15 protein-coding genes are annotated in these 18,059 nt (G+C 53.9%); all 15 read right to left on the reverse strand.

The features are described 5' to 3' along the window. Position 1: 1 nt before the first annotated feature. The 15 genes from ACPUC8_RS02500 to lrhA all read right to left on the reverse strand — a co-directional run bounded on the left by ACPUC8_RS02500 (position 2) and on the right by lrhA (position 17,571). Positions 2 to 454: a GNAT family N-acetyltransferase gene (locus ACPUC8_RS02500; RefSeq protein ID WP_283226456.1), complete on the reverse strand. Its 453-nt coding sequence runs from the start codon at positions 452 to 454 to the stop codon at positions 2 to 4. A gap of 362 nt (positions 455 to 816) precedes the next feature. Beyond that, positions 817 to 2,280 (reverse strand): NADH-quinone oxidoreductase subunit NuoN, encoded by a 1,464-nt coding sequence (gene nuoN / locus ACPUC8_RS02505; RefSeq protein ID WP_039328356.1) that lies wholly within the window; start codon positions 2,278 to 2,280, stop codon positions 817 to 819. A gap of 6 nt (positions 2,281 to 2,286) precedes the next feature. After that, positions 2,287 to 3,807 carry an NADH-quinone oxidoreductase subunit M gene (nuoM, locus tag ACPUC8_RS02510; protein ID WP_039328358.1) on the reverse strand — a complete coding sequence of 507 codons (1,521 nt, stop codon included), beginning with the start codon at positions 3,805 to 3,807 and terminating at the stop codon, positions 2,287 to 2,289. Between the two features lie 215 nt (positions 3,808 to 4,022). After that, positions 4,023 to 5,858 carry an NADH-quinone oxidoreductase subunit L gene (gene nuoL, locus ACPUC8_RS02515; RefSeq protein WP_058969164.1) on the reverse strand — a complete coding sequence of 612 codons (1,836 nt, stop codon included), beginning with the start codon at positions 5,856 to 5,858 and terminating at the stop codon, positions 4,023 to 4,025. Then, positions 5,855 to 6,157, reverse strand: coding sequence for an NADH-quinone oxidoreductase subunit NuoK (gene nuoK, locus ACPUC8_RS02520; RefSeq protein WP_034825057.1), 303 nt, complete (start codon positions 6,155 to 6,157; stop codon positions 5,855 to 5,857). The genes nuoL and nuoK overlap by 4 nt, the downstream gene beginning before the upstream one ends. Further along, on the reverse strand, positions 6,154 to 6,705 hold the full coding sequence (nuoJ, locus tag ACPUC8_RS02525; protein WP_039336491.1) for an NADH-quinone oxidoreductase subunit J: 552 nt from the start codon (positions 6,703 to 6,705) through the stop codon (positions 6,154 to 6,156). Before nuoJ ends, nuoK begins: the two co-directional genes overlap by 4 nt. Before the next feature lie 10 nt (positions 6,706 to 6,715). Continuing rightward, positions 6,716 to 7,258 (reverse strand): NADH-quinone oxidoreductase subunit NuoI, encoded by a 543-nt coding sequence (gene nuoI, locus ACPUC8_RS02530; RefSeq protein WP_034825061.1) that lies wholly within the window; start codon positions 7,256 to 7,258, stop codon positions 6,716 to 6,718. A gap of 11 nt (positions 7,259 to 7,269) precedes the next feature. After that, complete coding sequence (gene nuoH / locus ACPUC8_RS02535; protein WP_034825063.1) at positions 7,270 to 8,247, reverse strand: NADH-quinone oxidoreductase subunit NuoH; 978 nt, start codon at positions 8,245 to 8,247, stop codon at positions 7,270 to 7,272. Further along, positions 8,244 to 10,967, reverse strand: a complete 2,724-nt coding sequence (nuoG, locus tag ACPUC8_RS02540) for an NADH-quinone oxidoreductase subunit NuoG (protein WP_039336488.1) — start codon at positions 10,965 to 10,967, stop codon at positions 8,244 to 8,246. The genes nuoH and nuoG overlap by 4 nt, the downstream gene beginning before the upstream one ends. Before the next feature lie 104 nt (positions 10,968 to 11,071). Next, positions 11,072 to 12,412: an NADH-quinone oxidoreductase subunit NuoF gene (gene nuoF, locus ACPUC8_RS02545; RefSeq protein WP_197063376.1), complete on the reverse strand. Its 1,341-nt coding sequence runs from the start codon at positions 12,410 to 12,412 to the stop codon at positions 11,072 to 11,074. Between the two features lie 2 nt (positions 12,413 to 12,414). Beyond that, complete coding sequence (nuoE, locus tag ACPUC8_RS02550) at positions 12,415 to 12,930, reverse strand: NADH-quinone oxidoreductase subunit NuoE (RefSeq protein WP_038645741.1); 516 nt, start codon at positions 12,928 to 12,930, stop codon at positions 12,415 to 12,417. Between the two features lie 2 nt (positions 12,931 to 12,932). Next, positions 12,933 to 14,732, reverse strand: a complete 1,800-nt coding sequence (gene nuoC, locus ACPUC8_RS02555; RefSeq protein WP_039336484.1) for an NADH-quinone oxidoreductase subunit C/D — start codon at positions 14,730 to 14,732, stop codon at positions 12,933 to 12,935. Positions 14,733 to 14,848: 116 nt separating this feature from the next. After that, a complete protein-coding gene (locus ACPUC8_RS02560; RefSeq protein ID WP_007889318.1) occupies positions 14,849 to 15,529 on the reverse strand; it encodes a NuoB/complex I 20 kDa subunit family protein in 681 nt (226 codons plus the stop codon). A gap of 15 nt (positions 15,530 to 15,544) precedes the next feature. Beyond that, on the reverse strand, positions 15,545 to 15,988 hold the full coding sequence (locus ACPUC8_RS02565) for an NADH-quinone oxidoreductase subunit A (protein WP_034825074.1): 444 nt from the start codon (positions 15,986 to 15,988) through the stop codon (positions 15,545 to 15,547). Between the two features lie 659 nt (positions 15,989 to 16,647). Beyond that, a complete protein-coding gene (lrhA, locus tag ACPUC8_RS02570) occupies positions 16,648 to 17,571 on the reverse strand; it encodes a transcriptional regulator LrhA (protein ID WP_039336481.1) in 924 nt (307 codons plus the stop codon). Between the last annotated feature and the right edge of the window lie 488 nt (positions 17,572 to 18,059).

Below are 18,059 nucleotides of genomic sequence, written 5' to 3' on the forward strand. Positions count from 1 at the left end.
GTTATTGTTTTTGCATACCAATGTGTGGGATGTTGTCTTCCATATAGACGTCCCCCACCGCTTTGAAACCGAGTCGGCCGTAGAAACCTTCCAGATGTGCCTGCGCGGACAGATAGATGCCACGCTGCGGCCAGTGCTGTTCACAACTCTCCAGTGCCTTCTCCATCAGGCGATAGCCGAGCTTCAATCCACGCGCCTCTTCCGACACAATCACCCGGCCAATGATCACCGGAGCCGTTTCTTCTACCGGGGTTAACACGCGCGCATAGGCCATCAGTTTACCGTCAAGAAAACCCAGGACATGGCGGTTATCTGCGGTAAGATCCTGCCCATCAATGTCTTGATACGGGCAATTTTGTTCGACGATAAACACATGATTGCGCAGCGATAGCAAGGTATATAACTGCTGTGCGCTGAGTTCACTGTGGTGGCAATCAAGCCATTGCATTTCCATGGTGCTTCCTTGTCTGAGCGAAAAAAGTGATCTCACGAGATTAACACAGTGCGCAGCTTTCGAGCTGTAAGCGGGCCGACAAATCTGGCAGTTAATTCGGTGGAGTCCAGGATGTGGCCTTCGAACTGATACAGGTTGCTCGCAGGCCTCTTGGTCGCCATAAATGGCGACCTACAATGGATTGGCGCGTTTTACGTAGGGTGCGCATTCATGCGCACCTGCATACATATGCAAATTAATGCTTAACTTAGCGGATTTACGCCATAAATGGCGACCCTACAACGACAATGAGCGGTCCTTTCGTATTCGACAGGCAAAAAAAATCAGGCCCGGGGGCCTGATTCTCTCTTCGTGACGTCAAATCACATCAGTGGCTGTGCCATCTGCACCAGCGAAATAAGCGGCTGCGGATAGACACCCAGCAGCAACACCAGAATCGCGGAGATCAGCACCACCACACCTCCGGCGGTAAAGGCCCAGTTGGCTGGCGTATCGCGGTCACGGGTGTGCATCTCTGGAGGGCTGAGGTACAGGCTCACCGTGACGCGCAGGTAGTAGTAAAGTCCAATCGCACTGCCCGCGACGACTGCCGCAGTCAGCCACCACAGATGCCCATTCACACCGGAAGCAATCACATAGAACTTACCAATGAAGCCGAGCGTCATCGGGATACCCGCCAGCGACAGCATCATCACGGTCATCACCGCTGACAGGATCGGACGGTGCCAGAACAGACCACGGTAGGAGTAAAGCGTGTCAGCATCCGGACCACGGTACGGACTGGACATCAGGCTCACGACACCGAACGCGCCGAGGCTGCTGAACAGGTAACCCGCCAGGTAAACACCGGCAGTTTCCAGCGACAGTTGATGAGTTTTCACCGCAATCAATGCCACCAGCAGATAACCCAAGTGGGCGATTGAGGAGTAGCCGAGCAGACGCTTGATATTGCTTTGCGAAATCGCCATCAGGTTACCGAACAGAATCGATACAAAGGCGATAACCCCGAGCACTGTGCGCACCGCTTCGCTGTCAGTCACTGGCGCGTACAGGAACAGACGCATCACCACACCGAAGATAGCGATTTTACTGGCGGTCGCCAGGAAGGTGGAGACAGGTGCAGGCGCACCCTGATACACATCCGGCGTCCACAGGTGGAACGGCACCAGTGACAATTTAAAGCCGAGGCCAATAATCATCATGCCCAAGCCAACCAGCAGCAGCGGCTGTTGAATCATGCTGTCATTCAGACTCTTGCCTAACTGCACAAAGCTCAGGCTACCAGAGTCGGCATAAATCAAGGCAATACCGAAGATCAGGAACGAGGACGCAGCCGCTGAAAGAATCATGTATTTCAGCGCGGCTTCCAGTGAGCGTTTCTGGCGGAAGGCATAACCAATCAAACCAAACAGCGGCAAGGAGAGCAGTTCGATACCAATGAACAGCGCCGCCAGATGATTTGCACTGGCCAGCACGATGCCACCCAGAGCGGCGATCAGCACCAACAGATAGAACTCATCTTTGTTGTCCGGGAAACCGGCCAACCACGGATAAGCAAAGGTGCAGGTAGCCAGACTGGCGAGCAGCACCAGCGCGGTGTAGAACATCGAATAGCCGTCAACGCGCAGCAGCGGCGTGACATCCATAGCACCTACGTGACCTACAAACCACAGTGAAAACAGCGCCAGGTTAAGACCAATTACAGTCAGCGTGGCATTAACAAAGTGGTTGCGTCGCCACGCAATGGACAGCATCACCACCACCACCGTCAATCCGACGATCAACAGCGGCAGTAACGCAATCAGATGTTGAGGAGTTATTGTCATGGCGAATTACGGCCTTGTAGTTGAAATTGAAGCGGTAAACCACTGCTGAATATTGCTCATCGCAGCATGGGATGTGTCGAGGATCGGCTGTGGATAGATACCCAGCAGAACCAGCAGCACCACCAGCACCCCGATAGTCATGAATTCACGCGGTGACATGCCCGGCAGCGGATCTTTTGACTTCGCCTCACCGTAGTAAGCGCGCTGCATCATGATCAGTGAGTAAACCGAAGCGAACACCAGACCAAAGGTCGCAATCACGATAATGACCGGGACCACCTGGAAGCTACCGGTCAGAATCATGAATTCACCGACAAAGTTACCGGTGCCCGGCATACCCAGGTTGGCGACCGCGAAGAACAGTGACAGGCCTGGAATCCATTTGATACGTCCCCACAAACCGCCCATCTGACGCAAGTCACGCGTGTGCAGACGCTCATACAACTGGCCACACAAGATGAACAGTGCTGCGGCGGACAGGCCGTGAGCAATCATCTGGATAACCGCGCCCTGGAACGCCAACTGGCTGCCAGTGTAGATAGCAATCAGGACGAAGCCCATGTGCGAAACGGACGTGTAAGCAATCAGGCGCTTGATATCGGTCTGAGAGAACGCCATCCAGGCACCGTAGAAGATACCGATGATACCGAGCCACATGGCAATCGGTGCAAACTCTGCCGAAGCGTTCGGGAACAGTGGCAGGCTGAAGCGCAGCAAACCGTAGGCGGCTGTTTTCAGCAAAATACCGGCGAGGTCAACGGAACCCGCCGTCGGTGCCTGGCTGTGTGCATCCGGTAACCAACCGTGCAGTGGCACCACCGGCATTTTTACGGCGAAGGCGATGAAGAAGCCCAGCATCAGCAGATATTCAACCGTATGCGACATTGGCGTTTTCAGTAGCTCTTCGTAGCTGAACGTCCAGACGCCAGTGGCGTTGTAGTGCACAAACACCAGCGCCAGAATCGCAATCAACATCACCAGACCAGACGCCTGGGTATAGATGAAGAATTTGGTCGCCGCCGAGATACGGGTTTTACCGTCAGAGGCTTTGTGACCCCAGAGCGCGATGAGGAAGTACATCGGCACCAGCATCATTTCCCAGAAGAAGAAGAACAGGAACATGTCGATGGAGAGGAACACGCCAATCACGCCACCGAGGATCCACATCAGGTTGAGGTGGAAGAAGCCCTGATACTTCTCAATTTCGTTCCAGGAACAGAGTACCGCCATCAAGCCGAGCAGACCGGTCAGTACCACCATCAGCAGTGAAAGACCGTCGATAGCCAGATGGAAGTTAATGCCGAAGCGAGGAATCCATGGCACCGAGAAGGTTGACTGCCACTGCGGGATCCCAGCAGCCTGCGTTAATGAATAGCCTCCCTGCAACCAAAGCTGCAGGCCAAGCGCCAGCGTCAGGCCCATGGTGATCATGGCGATCCAGCGTGGTACTTTCGCACCGAGGCGTTCTGCTAGCCAGCAGAGTAAGCCCCCAACAAAGGGTATGATTATTAGCCAAGGTAATAACACGGCATACTTCCCTATTATTCGTCTCTGTTCGAGCTATCTTGCTTGCCGTTTTTGTCCCCGGCAGTGCTCGCAATTCTCACGTACTCAAGTACGCTCCGGTTGCTGCACGCTGGCGGTGACAAAACTGGCTGCGCCGATAAGGCTCGTGCATCAGACAATTTTGAACATTCTTCATCAGGGGCGTTACAAAACGCTTCGCCCCCGCTCATCAATCTTTAGATCACCAGCATCAGCGCCAGCACCACCACGGCGCCAACGCTCATGGAAGCCACATACCAGCGCAGGTAACCGTTCTCGCTCACCACCAGACCTTTATTACCCATACGCGAGATCAGCGCTGGCAAGTTCATCAGTGAGTTCAGCGGATCGCGCTTCAGCAGCCAGGCAATGCCGAGATAAGGTTTTACGAACACCTTGTCGTACAGCCAGTCGAAGCCCCAGGCGGCAAACCACCATGTGCCAAAGAAACGGCCCGGCGCGCTGTTGGCAATGCTGGTCACCAGCTGACGTTTACCCAACCACAGTGCCGCAGCAATCAGGATGCCGACGATCGCGACCACACCGGAGGTGATTTCCAGCGCCACTTTGCCGCTTTCGCCAAATTCGTTCTGAGGCAACACGCCCGCCAGTGGCGGTGTGATCATCGCACCGATAAAGGTGGACAGAACCAACAGCACAATCAGCGGCAGATGGTGAGTAATGCCTTTGCCCGCGTGCGCATGAATTTTCTCTTCACCGTGGAACACGATAAAGATCATGCGGAAGGTGTAGATCGAGGTCAGGAATGCACCGACCAGACCCGCCACCATCAGATTGATGTGGCCATTCGCCAGCGCACCAAACAGGATTTCATCCTTACTGTAGAAACCTGCGGTGATCAGCGGCAGTGCCGCCAGCGCTGCGCCGCCGACCAGGAAGCAGGTATACACCAATGGGATGCTCTTACGCAGGCCGCCCATTTTGAAGATGTTCTGCTCGTGGTGGCAGGCCAGAATGACCGAACCCGAAGAAAGGAACAGCAGTGCTTTAAAGAATGCGTGCGTCATCAAGTGGAAAATCGCCGCGTCCCATGCCTGCACGCCAAGCGCGAGGAACATGTAGCCGATCTGACTCATGGTTGAGTAAGCCAGCACGCGTTTGATGTCGGTCTGTACCAGTGCCGCAAAACCCGCCAGTACCAGGGTAATCGCACCGACAATCCCGACCAGATGCAGCACTTCCGGCGTTAACAGGAACAGGCCGTGTGAACGGGCAATCAGGTAGACACCCGCGGTCACCATGGTGGCGGCGTGGATCAATGCAGAAACCGGGGTTGGACCCGCCATCGCATCGGCCAGCCAGGTTTGCAGCGGCAGCTGTGCAGATTTACCAACCGCACCACCCAGCAACATCAGCGTTGCCCATTGCAGCATGTGGTTGTCAGCGGCAAAGTGCGCCGGTGCCAGTTCCACCAGCTCGCGGAAGTTCAGCGTGCCCAGCTCGTTGTAGAGAATGAACAGTGCGAAAGCAAGGAACACATCACCCACACGGGTAATAATGAACGCTTTCATCGCCGCTTTGCCGTTCTCTGGATTGCTGTAGTAGAAGCCAATCAGCAGGTATGAGCACAAGCCCACGCCTTCCCAACCGAGATACATCAGCATCAGGTTGTCAGCTAATACCAGCACCACCATGCTCGCGATGAACAAGTTGGTGTATGCGAAGAAGCGCGAATAGCCCTCTTCGCCACGCATGTACCAGGAAGCAAACATGTGGATGAAGAAACCGACGCCGGTGACAACGGAAAGCATGGTCAATGACAAGCCATCCAGCACCAGATTGACTTTGATATCAAAGGTGCCAACGTGCATCCATGTCCACAATGCTTGTGTGAACGGCTGCTGGCCGTGACTGAAGAAGTCGAAGCCGACATAAATGGTAGTCAGTGCAGCAAGACCCACCGATCCCATTCCTACCGTTGCCGACAGGTTCTCCGACCAACGGCCACGGGAAAACGCTAATAGCAGAAAGCCAATCAGCGGAAATAATACGGTTAAATAGAGAAGATTCATCCGCGCATCTCGCTCACTGTGTCAATGTTCAACGTCTGACGACGACGATAGAGCTGCAGCAACAATGCCAGGCCAATACTGGCTTCCGCCGCCGCAAGGCTGATGGCAAGAATGTACATGACCTGGCCGTCAGCTTGTCCCCAGTAACTGCCCGCGACAACCAGTGCCAGCGCAGCAGCGTTGATCATGATCTCCAGACCAATCAGCATAAACAGCAGGTTGCGACGCAGCACCAGTGAGGTCAGGCCAAGGACAAACAGCACAGCGGCCAACATCAGGCCGTGTTGTAACGGGATCATGCGTGATCCTCCTTATTCGCATGTGCATCAGCATGGCGATTGCTTAACACTTCGCCCTGACGCTCTTCACGTCCGATATGGAAGGCTACCACCAGACCGGCCAGCAGCAACATTGAGGCCAGCTCAACCGCCAGAACGTATGGGCCAAACAGGCTGATACCGACCGCTTTCGCATCAATGACGGTGCCATCAATACCTTGATCCTGCGCGGTGCTGATGGCGTAAATCATGACCGCCAGCAACAGCAGAGAAACGATGCCAGGTCCAATCCACAGCGAAGGCTTCAGCCATTCACGCTCCTGATCCTGCTGGCTTTTGCCCAGGTTCAGCATCATCACCACGAACACGAACAGCACCATAATGGCACCGGCGTAGACGATGATTTCCAGCGCACCGGCAAAGTAAGCTCCCATCGAGAAGAACACGCCCGCAATCGACAGCAGTGAAACAATCAGGTACAGCAGCGCATGTACTGGATTGGTGTGCGTGATGACGCGCAATGTCGTCAACACCGCCACCAGTCCGCAAAGATAAAACGCAAATTCCATACCTGGCTCCTTAAGGTAACAAGCTTTTGACGTCGATTGGCTTGGCTTCGTTTTCCGCTTCGCCTTTCTCTTTCCCGTCGATCGCCATACCCGCCATGCGATAGAAGTTGTACTCCGGATATTTACCCGGACCGGAAATCAGCAAGTCTTGCTTCTCATACACCAAGTCCTGACGCTTAAATTCACCCAGTTCAAAATCCGGGGTCAGCTGGATTGCGGTGGTTGGGCAAGCCTCTTCACACAAACCGCAGAAAATGCAGCGTGAGAAGTTGATGCGGAAAAATTCTGGATACCAACGACCATCGACAGTTTCTGCTTTTTGCAGTGAGATACATCCCACTGGGCAGGCTACCGCACACAGGTTACAGGCAACGCAGCGCTCTTCGCCGTCCGGATCGCGCGTCAACACAATACGGCCACGATAGCGCGGCGGCAGATATACCGGCTCTTCTGGATACATCTGGGTTTCGCGTTTGGCGAAGGCATGCATGCCTATCATCCAGATACTGCGCACTGTCGTGCCGAAGCCAACGACAATATCTTTTAAAGTCATCTCAAAACCCCTTACTGCGCGCTGTACAGAATCACTGCGGCGGTCGCCAGCAGGTTCAATAACGTCAACGGCAGACATACTTTCCAGCCGAACGACAGCACCTGGTCATAACGTGGACGCGGCAGCGCAGCACGAATCAGGATAAACATCACCATAAAGAACGCCGTTTTCAGGGCGAACCAGATGAATGGCGGCAGGAATGGACCGTGCCAGCCACCGAAGAACAGCGTGACAATCAGCGCTGAAACCGTGGTTATGGCCACGTATTCACCGACAAAGAACAGGCCGAACTTCATACCGGCATATTCAATGTGGTAACCATCAGCCAGTTCCTGTTCCGCTTCTGGCTGGTCAAACGGGTGACGGTGACAAACCGCAACACCCGCGATGCAGAAGGTCACAAAGCCAAAGAACTGCGGAATGATGTTCCACAAATGCGTCTGGCTTTCGACGATGGCGTTCATATTGAACGAACCGGCTTGCGCCACCACACCCATCAGCGACAGGCCAAGGAACACTTCGTAGCTCAGCGTTTGCGCCGACGCACGCATCGCACCCAGCAGCGAGTATTTGTTGTTACTCGACCAACCGGCGAACAGCACGGCGTAAACGGCCAGACCTGCCATCATCAGGAAGAACAACAAACCGATGTTCAGGTCTGTCACCATCCAGGTCGGTGAAACCGGCACAATGGCAAACGCCAGCAGCAGTGACACAAAGGCAATCACGGGTGCCAGGGTAAAGATGAAGCGATCGGTGAACGGCGGAACCCAGTCCTCTTTAAAGAACATTTTGATCATGTCGGCGGCCAGCTGCAGCGAGCCGCCCCAACCCACACGGTTCGGACCGTAACGGTTCTGCCATAAGCCGAGCAGACGACGCTCGGCGAAACTCATGAAGGCACCACAACCCACCACCACCAGCAAGATCACAATGGTTTTCAGGATCTGGATAAGGATGTCGATAACGTCCGGTGTCAGCCAGCTCATTGCGCGGCCTCCTGCAATTTGTCAATTTGCGCGCCCGAGAGGAATGGCGGCACACCCGGCATTCCCAGCGGCAGCCCCACCTGCCCTGCTTGCAAGGAAGCAGAGAAACGGACCGGCAGGCGCAAGGTTTCACCGGCACACACCAGCTCAACTGCAGAACCGTTGTTCACACCCAGTTTTTCCGCATCAGCAGGGTTAATCACCAATGTGGCAGGTGACATACGCTTCTGGAAGGTCGGTGAACGCTGGGTCATCTCTTCACTACCAAACAATTGGTAGTAAGGCGCAACGCGGTATTGACTGCCTTCAACAAAGCTTTCTGGTACCGCAGTGAACCAAGGCAATGAGCCTTCACCGGCTTCGAACAGACGCACACCCGGATCGCCATGACGCAGTTTGCCACCCACTTCAGCCTGGAACTTGTTCCATGCCTGCGGGGAGTTCCAGCCTGGCGCCCAGGCAAATGGAATCTGCGAGCGCGGTGCGCTTGGCTGGTTGTTACCTTCCATCGAGAAGGCAAACATGGTGTCTTTATCCTGCGGCTGGCGCGGTTCGTGCACGCTGATATTGGCACGCATGGCGGTACGGCCACTGTTACGGTGCGGTGAACGCGCCAGTTTCTGACCACGGATACGGAAGCTGGCATCCGGTGCCGCGTCTTTAATACCTTTCAGCTGCGGCAGCGCCGCAACGGTGGCGTCAATGACGTGATCAAGCAGCGTCCAGTCGATTTGACGGCTTTCTACCGTGCTGTGCAGCGAGTGCAACCAACGCCAGCTCTCCAGCATGACAACGCTGTTGTCGTAGTAAGCGGGATCGTAAACCTGGAAGAAGCGCTGAGCACGGCCTTCCTGGTTGATCGAGGTGCCGTCGCTCTCCGCAAAGCTGGCAGTTGACAGCACGAGGCCGGCTTTCTCCAGCGTGGCGGTACGTTGATGATCCACCACAATGACGTGTGCGGTGTTGTGCAGTGCTGCATCAACGGTGGCTTTTGGCGCGTGACGGTAGAGATCGTTCTCTAAGACGATCAGCGCTTCCGCTTCGCCTTTATCCAGCTGTTCCAGTGCGCTATCCAGCGATTGTCCGCCCATCAGGCCGAGACCAAAGCTGTTCGCTGCGCCAGCGAGGAAGGTGATACCTACATCGGCACCGCGACCTTTCAATGCTTTCGCTACGTTGGCGGCCGCTTCAATCATTGCAATGCTACCGGAGTGAGTACCGGAAATGATCAGCGGTTTTTTCGCCCCCGCTAATGCCTGTACCACCACATCCAGCTTGCCGTTCAGCTTAGTGTCGAAGCCATTTACCGCAGGTGCAGTTTCATCCAGCGCATTAGCGATAGCAAAACCAAGGCGCGCTTGGTCTTCTACCGGTGCACGATAGCTCCACGCGGCGATGTCATCCAGCCGGGTTTCATCGACGTTGGTGACAAACAGCGGATGTTTGGCGTGCTGGCCAATGTTGAGGATCGCCGCGATCTGCCAGTCGGCCACTTTCTGTGCGGCTGCCATTTCACGTGCTTTGCCTTTCACTGCCTGACGCACAGACAACGCCACGCGCGCACCCACTTGAGTCAGGTCTTCACCCAACACCAGTACCGCATCGTAGCTTTCAATTTCGCGCAGAGAAGGCGTGTAGATTCCGCCCTCCTGCAGCACTTTCAGCATTAACTCGACGCGAGCCTGTTCGCCTGCTGGCATACCGGTTGAGAAGTTCTCTGCACCGACCAGTTCACGCAGCGCAAAGTTGCTTTCAATGCTGGCGCGCGGTGAACCAATACCGATCACTTTTTTCGCCTGACGCAGTACGTCAGCTGCCGCATTGACCGCTTGTTCAGCATTGAGGCTGACCCAATCGTTGCCGCGTTTCTGTACTGGATGACGTGGACGATCCTTGCGGTTCACATAGCCGTAACCGAAACGCCCGCGATCGCACAGGAAGTAGTGGTTAACGGTACCGTTGTAACGGTTCTCGATACGACGCAGTTCGCCGTAACGTTCGCCAGGGCTGGTGTTACAACCCACGCTGCACTGCTGGCAGATGCTTGGCGCGAACTGCATATCCCATTTACGGTTATAGCGTTCTGAGTGGGTTTTATCCGTGAACACGCCGGTTGGGCAGATTTCGACCAGGTTACCGGAGAATTCGCTCTCCAGCGTGCCATCTTCCGGGCGGCCAAAGTAGACGTTGTCGTGGGCACCATAGACGCCCAGATCTTTGCCGTCTGCGTAATCTTTGTAGTAACGCACACAGCGATAACAGGCGATACAGCGGTTCATTTCATGCGAGATGAACGGGCCGAGATCCTGATTCTGGTGAGTACGTTTGGTGAAGCGATAACGACGGAAGCTATGGCCGGTCATTACCGTCATATCTTGCAGGTGGCAGTTACCGCCCTCTTCGCACACCGGACAGTCGTGCGGGTGGTTGGTCATCAGCCATTCCACCACGCTTTCACGAAACTCTTTGGCTTCGCCATCGTCGATGGAGATAAAGGTGCCGTCCGACGCCGGTGTCATACAGGACATGACAAGGCGACCGCGGGTATCTTCGGCATTCTGGAATTGCTTCACCGCGCACTGGCGGCAGGCTCCCACGCTTCCCAGCGCCGGATGCCAGCAAAAATAAGGAATATCAAGGCCCAGAGAGAGACACGCCTGCAACAGGTTGTCCGCTCCGTTCACATGATATTCTTTACCGTCTACATGGATTGTAGCCATAGTGAACATGCTTCCGTAAGGCTCGCCCTAAGACGAGCGTTAAACATCTAATTCTGTCCCCTAAGCCGGGTCGGCTCAGGGTGAATTCCGTGTACGGCGGCTGATTACCAGCGCGCTTTCAGCAGGTTGGGCTGAATACCACCGATCGATCGGGTATTGCCAAACACCTGCGGCGCAATGCCGGCTTCAAACTCTTCACGGAAATATTTAATCGCGCTCTGCAATGGCTCAACGGCACCTGGTGCGTGGGCACAGAAGGTTTTACCTGGACCGAGCTGGCGGCAAAGCTGCTGCAGGGTTTCGATATCACCCGGCTGGCCTTTTTTCTGCTCCAGCGCACGCAGGATCTTCACGCTCCACGGCAATCCATCACGGCATGGCGTACACCAGCCACAGGATTCACGCGCAAAGAACTCTTCGAGGTTACGCACCAGTGAAACCATGTTGATCTCGTGATCGACCGCCATCGCCAGCGCGGTACCCAAACGGCTTCCGGCTTTGCCGATGCTGGCAAATTCCATTGGCAGATCGAGATGCTGATCGGTCAGGAAGTCGGTGCCCGCACCGCCCGGCTGCCAGGCTTTGAATTTCAGGCCATCGCGCATGCCACCCGCATAATCTTCCAGAATTTCACGCGCGGTGGTGCCAAATGGCAGTTCCCACACACCTGGGTTTTTCACGCGGCCAGAGAAGCCCATCATTTTGGTGCCGGTGTCTTCGCTGGTAGAGATATTTTTGTACCAGTCAACGCCGTTGAGGAAGATCGCAGGCACGTTGGACAAGGTTTCCACGTTGTTAACGCAGGTTGGCTTGCCCCAAACGCCCGCACTCGCCGGGAATGGCGGCTTAGAGCGCGGATTCGCGCGGCGGCCTTCCAGCGAGTTGATCAGTGCCGTTTCTTCACCGCAGATATAACGCCCTGCGCCGGTGTGCACGATCAGCTCAAAATCGAATCCGGTGCCGAGAATGTTTTTACCGAGGTAGCCGGCTTCGGTGGCTTCGGCAATCGCGCGGCGCAGATGAACAGCCGCTTCGATGTACTCGCCACGCAGGAAGATGTAGCCACGGTAAGCCTTCAAAGCGAACGCACTGATCAGCATGCCTTCCACCAGTTGGTGCGGCATCTGCTCCATCAGCAAGCGGTCTTTATAGGTGCCCGGCTCCATTTCATCGGCGTTACACAGCAGGTAACGGATGTTCATGGATTCGTCTTTCGGCATCAGGCTCCATTTCAGGCCGGTGTTAAAGCCTGCACCACCACGGCCTTTCAGACCGGAGTCTTTCACCGCCGCCACGATTTCGTCCTGGCTGAATTCTTTTAAGGCTTTTTCCGCACCGACATAGCCGTTTTTACTGCGATATTCATCGATCCACACCGGCTGCTTGTCGTCGCGCAGACGCCATGTCAGAGGGTGCGTTTCCGCAGTACGAATGATCTGTTTAATGGTCATTGATACTGCTCCAGCAGGTTGGCGATGCCTTCCGGCGTCAGATGAACGTGGGTATCTTCATCCACCATCATGGTTGGGCCTTTATCACAGTTGCCCAGGCAGCAGGTTGGCAGCAGCGTGAAGCGGCCATCGGCTGTGGTCTGGCCTGGCTTGATGTTCAGGTTCTGCTCAAGTGCAGCCTGAATGCCCTGGAAACCGGTGATGTGACATACCACACTGTCGCAGTAACGGATCACATGACGGCCAACCGGCGTGCGGTAGATTTGGCTATAGAAGGTGGCGACACCTTCCACGTCACTGGCTGGAATGCCCAGCACATCAGCAATGGCATTAATGGCACCATCTGGCACCCAACCACGCTGTTTCTGCACGATCTTCAACGCTTCAATCGAGGCGGCGCGCGCATCTTCGTAATGGTGTTTTTCGTGCTCGATAGCGTGGTGCTCGGTCTCGCTCAGCACAAAGACCTCATCAGGGTCGATAGTGTGAATAGCAATTTTTTGATCGTGCATGATTAGCGGTCCACGTCTGACATAACAAAATCGATACTACCGAGGTAAACGATCAAGTCGGATACCAGGCTGCCGCGGATCACGGATGGGATCTGCTGCAGGTGCGGGAAGCTTGGCGTGCGCACGCGGGTGCGGTAGCTCATGGTGCTGCCATCGCTGGTCAGGTAGTAGCTGTTGATCCCTTTGGTCGCCTCGATCATCTGGAAGGATTCGTTGGCCGGCATGACGGGGCCCCACGACACCTGCAGGAAGTGAGTGATCAGGGTTTCGATGTGTTGCAGCGTGCGCTCTTTTGGCGGCGGCGTGGTCAGCGGATGATCCGCTTTGAACGGGCCTTCCGGCATGTTTTTCAGACACTGTTCCAGAATACGCAGTGACTGCCACATCTCTTCCATTTTCAGCTGAACGCGGGTGTAGGCATCACTGATGCCAGCACCAACCGGGATCTCGAAATCGAAGTTTTCATAGCCTGAGTATGGACGCCATTTACGCACGTCGAAGTCCAGCCCGGTGGCACGCAGGCCAGCACCGGTGGTGCCCCACGCCAGTGCTTCGTCCATGTTGTAAGCTGCCACACCTTGTGAACGGCCCATCAATACGGTATTGCGCAGTGCCGCTTTGTCATACTCTTTCAGACGCTTTGGCATCCAGTCGAGGAATTCGCGCAGCAGACGCTCCCAGCCTTTCGGCAGGTCATGTGCCACGCCGCCAATACGGAACCAGGCGGGGTGCATGCGGAAACCGGTAATCGCTTCGACCACGTCATAAATTTTCTGACGGTCGGTAAAGGCGAAGAACACCGGCGTCATTGCGCCGACGTCCTGAATGAAGGTGGAGATGTACAGCAAGTGGCTGTTGATGCGGAACAGCTCAGACAGCATCACGCGGATCACGTTAACGCGATCCGGCACGGTGATACCGGCCAGTTTTTCCACCGCCAGTACGTAAGGCATTTCGTTCACACAGCCGCCGAGATACTCGATGCGGTCGGTGTACGGAATGTAACTGTGCCATGACTGACGCTCGCCCATCTTCTCAGCACCACGGTGGTGGTAACCGACATCCGGTACGCAGTCGACGATCTCTTCACCATCCAACTGCAGGATGATACGGAATGCACCGTGCGCAGAGGGGTGGTTAGGACCCAGGTTGAGGAACATAAAGTCCTCATTGGTGGTACTGCGCTTCATGCCCCAGTCTTCAGGCTTGAAGGTCAGCGCCTCCATCTCCAGATCTTCTTTCTGTTTAGTCAGTTCAAACGGATCGAATTCGGTCGCGCGCGCCGGGTAATCTTTGCGCAGCGGATGGCCTTCCCAAGTCTGTGGCATCATGATGCGCGTCAGGTGCGGGTGGCCATTGAAGGTGATACCAAACATCTCCCAGGTTTCGCGCTCATACCAGTTGGCATTGGCAAAGATTTTGGTGATGGTCGGCACATTCAGATCGTTTTCAGACAACGCCACCTTGAGCATGATGTCACGGTTGCGTTCAATCGAAAGCAGGTGATAGAAAACGGAAAAATCCGCGGCAGGTAAGCCTGCGCGGTGGGTACGTAAACGCTCATCGAAACCATGTAAGTCATACAGCATGACATACGGCTTCGGCAGCTTACGCAGGAATTCGACAATTTCCAGTAACTGTTCACGCTTCACCCAAACCACCGGAATGCCGGTGCGGGTGGCCTGAACGGTAAAGGCATCCGGCCCAAAACGGTTACGCAGCTCGCCGACCACTGGATCGTCCAGGTGATCGCGGGTTTGCCATGACGGCTGTGCGAGATCTTGCGTGGTTAAATCTGTCATACGTTACTCACCATTCCGGCCTGTTATCAGGCACTCAAAAGAAGGCGTCAGGATGGCGGCGCACATTAAATTGTGATGTTCTGCTGCGGCCGCTGTGCCATCCGTGTACGGGAAGCTTAGACTTCGTCTGGCGTTCTCAGGTTAGTCACGGCAATGCGCTCGCCGCGTTTTCTTTCACGCTCTGGCTGCATATTGGCGCGATAAACACCCTGATCACCCACCACCCACGACAATGGACGGCGCTCTTTACCAATGGATTCACGCAGCAGCAGCAGCGCTTGCATGTAGGCTTCTGGACGCGGCGGACAGCCAGGGATGTACACGTCGACAGGCAGGAATTTATCCACGCCCTGTACCACGGAATAGATGTCGTACATGCCGCCCGAGTTGGCACAGGCACCCATTGAGATCACCCACTTTGGTTCCAGCATCTGGTCATACAAACGCTGAATAACCGGCGCCATTTTGGTAAATGGCGTACCGGCGATCACCATAAAGTCAGCCTGACGAGGAGAGGCACGCATAACTTCCGCACCAAAACGCGCCACGTCATGCACCGCAGTGAATGACGTGGTCATTTCCACGTAGCAACAGGAAAGGCCGAAGTTATAAGGCCAGAGAGAGTTTTTACGACCCCAGTTCACCATGTCATGCAGGGCGTGTTCGAGCTTGCCCATATAGACGCTGCGATGAACGTGCTGCTCCAGGGGATCGGTCACAATCTCCTGTTTCTGCAAAGGATAACGATCGTTATCACCGCCGCCGTTCGGGTCTACGCGTGTCAGCGTGTAGTCCATGTTATTGCCTCGCTTTTACTGCTTATGAGGGTTGGTGTGGTTGTGACTAACCGGGATTGATTTGACCACGACGCGACGACGCGCAGGGGCCCAATCCAGCGCACCAATGCGCACCAGATAAACCAAGCCAGCCAAGAGCACCAAAATGAAAATTGCGGCTTCGACAAAGCCCACCCATCCGCTTTCGCGGATTGAGGTCGACCATGCGTATAAATAGAGGGCTTCGACGTCGAAAATAACGAAGAACATCGCAACCAGATAGAATTTAGCGGAGAGGCGTATATGGGTATCACCAACGGATTCGATACCCGATTCAAACGGGGTGTCTTTGTGACGCGCTCGTGCACGGCCACCTAACAGCCAACCACCGGTCAACATAAAGGCGCACAGGCCAAACGCGATAACAATAAAAACAATAAATGCCCAGTGATGAGCGATCACTTCTGTAGTTGTCGACATACTCTTTGCTTACTCATCAAAAGTGGCGTTGGCATCCTGCACTGTTGCAGCAAACACACCACATCGATTCAAGGGAAGGATAAAAACCTTATAAACTATGCTGTCATTATCAAATAAGCAGCACTTTTATGGGGTTTTTTACTCCTTTCTATAACCTTTTGTCAACTTTGACAAAAGCATTCAAACATTAATTAACACCAGCATCATATTATTAACAAATGAACCCCTTCATGCCAGCTAAATCGCTTCAGTTTGTGAGGTTAATTTTAGTGTAGCGGGTATTCACATGCATGGATCGTGCATTTAACAATCATATTTTGACAGGTCTTGCGGGGATTTCCCCCCCCTTAGAGGGGGTATTTTTTTGATCTAAGACACAGAATGGTGTTTTTTGCCGGAAAAAACGCCGATCGGCACAGGTAAATGCCCTGGAAAAGATGGCACGAAATGATAAAAAGATTCCACTCTGGTTAAAAATGGAACGCATTTCATTTTTTCGGAAACAAGGGAAATTATGTAACTTAAATAGCGTCAAAAAACGCAAGTTAACAGGCATAAAAAAAGCCTTAGCTGATATTCATCAGTCTAAGGCTTTTTTTTCTATGTTTTAACAATTGAACGGCATTCCATTTGCGAGGAATGACCCGTTATTGCCATCCTTACTCTTCGTCATCCAGCAGCAGAGAACCGTCTGGATTTGCACTCAGATTGTAAGGATCATTGGTCGACTGCATCGCATTGAAGATGGCCAATGCCAGTTCATTATCGCTGTCTGGATTGCGGCATAACAGATACTGTGTGTCCGGCAGAACCGGCAGACCTTCCGCCGCACCCATAACACGCAATTCTGGGCTCATCATCTCTACAGGACGCGCTGTAACACCTAAACCGGCTTTAACAGCAGCACGCACCGCAGCCAGCGTTGAGGCAACATAAGAGATGCGCCAAGGGATACCCGCTTCGTTGAGATGGTCGATCGCCATGTCACGATAAGGGCTTGGCTCATCCAGCAGAACCAAAGGAATGGCTTCGCCGCGCTGGAAGATATAATCCGCCGCGCAGTACCACAGAGTCGGTGATGTACGCAGGACTTGATAGGTGAAATTGCCGGGGCTGGACGTGGTGACGACCAGGTCGACTTCACCCTGGTTCAGCATTTCCATCATGAACGGGTTGCGCTTAACGCGCACATCAATGGCCAGCTTAGGATACACCGACGTTACGCGGTTAAGCAGAAACGGCAGAATGGTATCGGAAGTATCATCAGAGGCACCGATAGTCAGTACGCCCTGGATATTGCTGTACATCAAAGAGGTGCAGGCTTCGTCGTTAAAACGAAGGATCTTTCTGGCATAGCCCAGCAACTGGATGCCATGCTCCGTCAGCAGTTTATTACGTCCATGTCTGGCAAACAGCTCTTTACCTACCAATTGTTCCAGACGTTGCATCTGCTGACTTACTGCCGATTGCGTTCTGCATACTGCTGCAGCTGCTGCCGCAAAGGTATTCAGGTCAGCAACAGCGACAAAAGTACGAAGCAGATCGAGGTCGAGATTCAGTATCGGACGATTTGCATTAGTCATGTTTTTTCTTCACTTATAAGATTTTTTAAAACTACTACCCTGGTGTATTACCCTACTTATCAAAGAGATAAGAGGTAATGGTGCTTAATGGCAGCCCTGTGTGGAGGATGCCATGAAAAAAACGTGTCAGGCGGATACCGACGGATATGTCACTCTGCAATCAGAGCAGCGCCGTCTATTTAAGACAGAACAACTTCTGGTCCGAAGACGTATGTCGTACAAGTGCTGGAAGCTGCGTAGTTGTCTATTTTCCCGCAAAAAGGCCCTGCGGGTCAAAAAGGGATAACATCATGTTATGCTGATGCGAAGCGGTAAAGTGCATCAAATAATAAATTATACTTAATCATTTTTACGCTTTAAAGGGAAATGTTTTTGTTCAAAACATCGCAATTTTTGACCAAAACGCTTTTCCAGCCTATCCTGCCACAACCCTGCGCGTTTTTTAACCACCCCGATTCTGAAACCCCATACCAGGCGTTAAAGTTACA

This window comes from Pantoea sp. CFCC18177 (assembly GCF_059412425.1).